6 protein-coding genes are annotated in these 5,578 nt (G+C 39.2%); 3 read left to right on the top strand and 3 right to left on the bottom strand.

The annotated features are described in order from the left end of the window. Positions 1-291 precede the first annotated feature (291 nt). The gene (locus tag PN471_RS05855; protein WP_271776040.1) at positions 292-843 is read right to left on the bottom strand and encodes a YciE/YciF ferroxidase family protein; all 552 of its coding nucleotides are present in this window, start codon (positions 841-843) and stop codon (positions 292-294) included. A 297-nt stretch (positions 844-1,140) separates the two neighbouring features. On the opposite strand from PN471_RS05855, the gene PN471_RS05850 reads away from it, so the two are divergent. Together PN471_RS05850 and PN471_RS05845 are read left to right on the top strand one after the other, a co-directional pair. Further along, a complete protein-coding gene (locus tag PN471_RS05850) occupies positions 1,141-1,821 on the top strand; it encodes a HEAT repeat domain-containing protein (protein ID WP_096665645.1) in 681 nt (226 codons plus the stop codon). Between the two features lie 210 nt (positions 1,822-2,031). After that, positions 2,032-2,607 (top strand): phycobiliprotein lyase, encoded by a 576-nt coding sequence (locus PN471_RS05845; protein ID WP_271776039.1) that lies wholly within the window; start codon positions 2,032-2,034, stop codon positions 2,605-2,607. Positions 2,608-2,919: 312 nt separating this feature from the next. On the opposite strand, the gene PN471_RS05840 is transcribed toward PN471_RS05845, so the two are convergent. Continuing rightward, entirely contained in the window at positions 2,920-4,398 is a 1,479-nt protein-coding gene (locus PN471_RS05840; RefSeq protein ID WP_271776038.1) for a site-2 protease family protein, read from the bottom strand. 165 nt (positions 4,399-4,563) lie between these two features. Here PN471_RS05840 and PN471_RS05835 point away from each other — a divergent pair, with 165 nt between their 5' ends. After that, positions 4,564-5,304, top strand: a complete 741-nt coding sequence (locus tag PN471_RS05835; protein ID WP_271776037.1) for an MBL fold metallo-hydrolase — start codon at positions 4,564-4,566, stop codon at positions 5,302-5,304. 44 nt (positions 5,305-5,348) lie between these two features. Here PN471_RS05835 and PN471_RS05830 read toward each other — a convergent pair whose 3' ends face one another. Continuing rightward, positions 5,349-5,465, bottom strand: a complete 117-nt coding sequence (locus PN471_RS05830; RefSeq protein ID WP_334311903.1) for a DUF4351 domain-containing protein — start codon at positions 5,463-5,465, stop codon at positions 5,349-5,351. Between the last annotated feature and the right edge of the window lie 113 nt (positions 5,466-5,578).

Below are 5,578 nucleotides of genomic sequence, written 5' to 3'. Positions count from 1 at the left end.
CATCTTGTGCTCTTTGTTTTGGCTACGCTCAAATACAATTTGGGCTACGCAACTCAACTCACTCGCATTCATCCCACGCTCCTAAGAGTGAGACGTGGGGCTTCTGCTGATTAAGCTAACATCACCTCCCTATCGGGTAGGTGAGAGGCTTCTAAATAGGTGAACCGAAAAATTTAAAGGTATGTGAAGAAAAGTAAAATCGCCCAAAACTCTCTTCTTGTTCCCAGTTAAGAGTTCCCTGTTCCCTTGCCCCAACAACAATTTTTAACGCCAACCTACTTACTGTTTAGGTTAACGAGCCTTAGCAGTAGCCTTAGCTTCAGGTTGCTTTGCTTCTTGAACTAACTGCATCATCAACTGTTCCAGCTTTTGTGCTGTCTGTTCTTCTTGGTGTAAATTTTGCTCTAACAACTGGACAATTTGGTTTTGTCCCATTTGCTCGGCAACTTTAATTAAGCCACGATAACAAGCAATTTCCAATTGTTCAATTTTACAATGCCATTCTGCTAGTCCTACGTCTAAAATTTTGGGATTATCCGCAGCTAGAAGTGTGAATTTTTGACATTCACTAATTAAACCAGTCGCAAGATCACAAGTAATTCGTTGTGGTTGCTCTCCTAAAGTATTTAACACCTGTTTCAAGTTTTCAATGTGCTGTTCAGTTTCTTGAATATGTGGCTCAATCACTGCTTTCAATTTACTGTTTTGACAACATTGCCACATCATTTGCTGGGCTTCTAAAAAGCGATTTTCAGCATCGGACATCGTGTTAATTTCATAGATAAACTTCTGTTGTAAGCCAGTGATTTTCTTTGTGCCTGGGCGATCGCTAACTAAAACCATGATCATTCTCCTAATGGTAATTTCGCTGTCTTTCACAGTCGTTCCATTAACCCTACGTCTATTCCGATCTATTCTCTTCTTTCTTAAGACATAGTATAGGTATGAAGTTTTACGGTTGTTTAAGTAACAATATCATACCAAAGTCTGAACTATGATTTGTGTCATCTCTTTGATTGAGATGATTAATGGGTTTATTGTCGCCAAAATCATCCAAATTATCAGAATCACAAGAATCGTAGTTGAGATTGCCCCAATTACGTTAAAGTAAAGATAAATTAAGAAATTGCTGTCAAATAAATGGCTGCTCCAAGTTTAGAAGTAATTGCGACTCAGTTAGAAAGTCCAAATTTGCGCGATCGCATGATAGCTCTTGCTAGTTTGCGTCATATATCTGCCGATGATGCAGTCCCTTTAATTAAAAAGGTTCTAGATGATGAATCCCTGCAGCTGCGCTCAATGGCAATATTCGCTCTCGGAATCAAAAAAACCCCAGAGTGCTATTCTATTCTGGTGAAAATTTTAGAAACAGACCCAGATTATGGCATCCGCGCTGATGCTGCCGGTGCATTAGGATATCTGGAAGACAATAGAGCCTTAGAAGTGCTATCACGGGCATTTTATGAAGATACAGACTGGCTAGTGCGATTTAGTGCTGCCGTATCTTTAGGTAATATCAAAGACCCTCGCGCCCATGATATTCTCATCCAAGCCTTAAATAGCGAAGAAATAGTCATCCAACAAGCAGCTATTTCCGCTTTAGGCGAAATCCGCGATATAAATTCTGTTACCCATATTCTCCGTTTTGCCCAATCAGAGGATTGGTTAGTGCGACAAAGACTAGCTGAGGCTTTAGGCAATTTACCGACTCCCAAAAGTGTCTCCGCCTTAAAATATCTAGAAAAGGATAGTCATAAAAACGTTGCTGAAGCAGCCAGGATTTCTCTACAAAGACTTGAGGAAACCAACAACCTGAGTTAACTGAGTTCGGTGTTAGGAGTTTCTCTACGCGAACGGAGTTTGGAGTTATGATTTTTTCAAAGAGATCGTAAGGGTTTGAGAATCATACTTGGGGCGAGTTTTCCAACAATTCTCTTATATCGAACTCAGGTTGAGTTGAACTGAAAGTCGCTTCCTAGTTTTTAATAATAGAAGGCATTGTTAAAATTGTGATGCAGGACAACTTTATTTATGAACATTGAAGAATTTTTTGAATTAAGTGCTGGAAAATGGTTTTCCCATCGCACCAGTCACCACTTAGCGTTTAAACAGTCAGAAGATGGCAAATCAGACATTGTAATTGAAATGTTAGCCGCTGATCATCCAGAAGTAATTAAACTGTGTGAACAGTATGAAATTGCGCCAAATAAAGCTTCCTGTGGGGCGCGAGTTACCTGGAATGGCACAATGGAATGGGACGAAGAAAAACATCAGGGTTCGACTGTTTTAGCCACAGTCCCCAATACAGATAACCCAGATGAAGGTAAATTACTTCGGGAAATGGGTTATGCCGAAAAAGCCCCCGTTGCTGGTAGCTATAAAATCGGTGATGATGGGGCTTTAACTCTAATTACTGAGTATGAAACCATGTGGTCTGAAGAAAGGCTATGGTTTGCTAGTCCTAATTTACGGATGCGGGTAAGTGTGCTAAAGCGTTTCGGTGGCTTTAGCATGGCTTCCTTCACTTCTGAAATCCGTATGGGTAGCACAGATGCTTCTAAAAAGGCTACTGAAGCCGCTAATTCAGTTAATACACCCGCAGTCTAAAACATTCGACTACAATATTGAGGCTGGTAATTGGTAATGGGTCATTGATAATGGGTAATGGGTCATTGGTCATTGGTAATTACCTCTTGCCTCTTGATCACATTTACAGCAAATTGTAGATTAATTAGGTACAGGATATAAATTCCAAGCCAGACAGCAAGCTAGTACCGCAGGGCGGAAGTCAAAAGTCAAAAGTCAAAACAAAGACAGTATAGGCTTTTTAACGATTTAGAATGGTTGGTTGATTTACGCCGTTGTGTACTAGTTTTTACTTCTTCCTCCTTCTTCCTCCTGACTCCTAACTCCTTCTTCTTAAATTTGCAACAAATTAGCTAGAAATTTGGGTAATGGTAAAACAATCAACAATAGCAAAGCCATTGACATTAATCCCATAAAATCCCGCTGATTATCTAATTCTGTGACATCATTTAAAGCAGGTTCATCAACTAAGGGAACAAATAATAAAATAATTGCCCAAAATAAAAATTCTTCTCGGATAAACGAAAGCATTAGTAATAATAATCTGGCAACTTGACCAATAATCACAGCAGTCCGTTGTCCAAACATAGCATGAACAATGTGACCACCATCTAATTGTCCCACAGGCATTAAATTTAATGCGGTGACAATTAATCCTAAAAAACCTGCAACTGCAACTGGATGTAAATCAATGGCAGATTTTGCAGTTAATTCGCTTCCTAAAGCCAATTTTGAAAGTAAAGCTAATAGAATCGAATATTTAGGATTGAGTGCATTGGGGTTTAAAAGTCCGGCTTTTTCGGGTAAAGCTACTATTTCTGAATGAGCTAAACCCCAAATTAATAAAGGTATAGTCATAATAAATCCTGCCAGGGGTCCTGCAATACTCACATCAAATAATGCTTTGCGGTGAGGTATGGGACTCTGCATTTTAATAAAAGCACCAAATGTGCCCAAGAAAAAAGGTATAGGAATAAAATAGGGTAATGTGGTGCGAATTTTGTAGAATTTCGCTGTTAAATAATGACCTAGTTCGTGAGTTCCTAAGATAGTTATTAGTCCCAAAGCATAAGGTAAACCCTGAAAAAATAATGTGAAATCAGATTCTAGTTGGGTGATATTAAAACCCGCGATTTTTGAGCCGATAAAAGTGGTGCTGAATAAAGTTGCTACTAACAATAGTAATGCTAAGACTGGTTCGGAAATTTTTTCTGCGTCTTGTTGGTTATTTGGTTTAACTGCTTGGGGATTGGGAACTAAAACAAAGAAGGGTTTATCATTCATTCCTTCTTGAAATATGACTAAAAAGCGATCGCCAAATTGTCTTTCAATATTAGTTTTAATTTGCTCATAAGCCGCACTAGCCATAGTTCGCAACTGTCCCCGACAAATTACTGCTTGGGGACGATACTCAATATTTTGCACATAATAAACAGACCAGGGAAAACAATTTCGCAATTGGCTTTCTTCTGCTAAGTCTATGGGACGGACAGGTGCTGTTTCTCCGGGAGGATGATGATCTGATGGTGATAGATTTTCCGGAGATTGATTTTGGGGATTTACGGGTAATTGCCGACCCCGATTAAACAATACCCAATATAATAATAAACAACCTCCCGATACCCAAAGAATGAGTGCTGATGGGGGAGCTTGTTTAGGACCATATATCAGCGTCCAACCAGTCAATACAAATGCAGGTGTCATTAAAACCAACCACAATAACCATACAGGGGTTCTTGTAGCCCGTGCAACGCTTTGTTGCATCATTAAATAAGTCAATGACCCCAGAAGGAGGAGAAACCAAAATGCCATATTATTTTCACTATGTTTGATAAAATGCCCTACTTATAATTTTTGTTACAGATTTTAATTATAAGCAAGACTGCACGCCTTAATTTTTCAATCACAGTTCACAGTCATGGTGAATACACTGTAACCTAATTGTTCACCACTCCTTGAGTTTGAGTTTTTTCATTTATGTCTTCTTTTCCCCAGCAGTCGAGTTACAAGACTAAACCACCACGTTCTATCTTGACAAAAAGCCCGTCAACGCCAGAAAATCCTCTGATTCTTACGAATAACAGTATTTTTGCCTTTCCACCTAATCGGGACACTTTAGGAGGAACATCTTACTTCATTATCAGCAATGAAGGAAATATTCTCATAGATTGCCCAGCTTTAGAACAAATAAACCAGGATTTTTTGTCCTTACATGGGGGAGTCAGGTGGTTTTTTATCAGTCATCGTGGTGCTATTGGTAAAGCCGCAGAATATCAGCAAATCTTAAATTGCGAAATTCTCGTCCAAGAACAAGAAGCCTATTTATTGCCCGGTGCAACTGTCACCACTTTTACTGATGAGTTCACTCTCAATGCCACAACACAAATAATTTGGACACCAGGCCATTCTCCAGGCTCTTCTTGTTTATATTATCGTGAATTTGACGGCGTGTTATTTTCGGGACGGCATTTACTTCCTAACCAGCATGGCGAACCTATGCCACTACGCACTTCTAAAACTTTTCATTGGTCACGACAACTCAAAAGCGTTAAGTTATTGAGCGATCGCTTCACACCACAAACTTTAACTTATTTATGCCCTGGCGCTAATACAGGCTACCTCAGAGGTAAACCCTGTATAGACCAAGCTTACCAAAAAATCACCAACTTAAATTTAGCAACTTTACGGGAAATCCAAAACAAGCAGCATAAAGCTTGAGCAACTCTTCAACATCCATAACTTATATAACAATTTCTGATTAATCAATTTTCATGCTGATTTAACCAAGTTACTAAATCAGCAACTTCTGAAAAGTCTAACAATGCTTCTGCTAAATCATCTAATTTGTCAACTGTTAGCTTAATCAGCAGAAGCCCCACGTCTCACTCTTAGGAGCGTGGGATGAATGCGCGTGAGTTGAGTTGCGTAGCCCAAATTGTATTTGAGCGTAGCGAAAACAAAGAAGGCTACAGCGACGAAACGAACAAAATAT

The sequence above is a fragment of the Aphanizomenon sp. CS-733/32 genome (genome assembly GCF_028330045.1).
GTDB classification, from domain to species: Bacteria; Cyanobacteriota; Cyanobacteriia; order Cyanobacteriales; family Nostocaceae; genus Dolichospermum; species Dolichospermum gracile.
The sequence above is the reverse complement of the archived record's forward strand: the minus strand, read 5'-3'. Positions and strand labels throughout refer to the sequence as shown.

What these genes read in the sequence shown, in the direction of transcription:
- PN471_RS05855 (WP_271776040.1), bottom strand. Translation starts at nt 843, where the DNA reads ATGGTTTTAGTTAGCGATCGCCCAGGCACAAAGAAAATCACTGGCTTA.
- PN471_RS05845 (WP_271776039.1), top strand. Translation starts at nt 2,032, where the DNA reads ATGAACATTGAAGAATTTTTTGAATTAAGTGCTGGAAAATGGTTTTCC.
- PN471_RS05850 (WP_096665645.1), top strand. Translation starts at nt 1,141, where the DNA reads ATGGCTGCTCCAAGTTTAGAAGTAATTGCGACTCAGTTAGAAAGTCCA.
- PN471_RS05835 (WP_271776037.1), top strand. Translation starts at nt 4,564, where the DNA reads ATGTCTTCTTTTCCCCAGCAGTCGAGTTACAAGACTAAACCACCACGT.
- PN471_RS05840 (WP_271776038.1), bottom strand. Translation starts at nt 4,398, where the DNA reads ATGGCATTTTGGTTTCTCCTCCTTCTGGGGTCATTGACTTATTTAATG.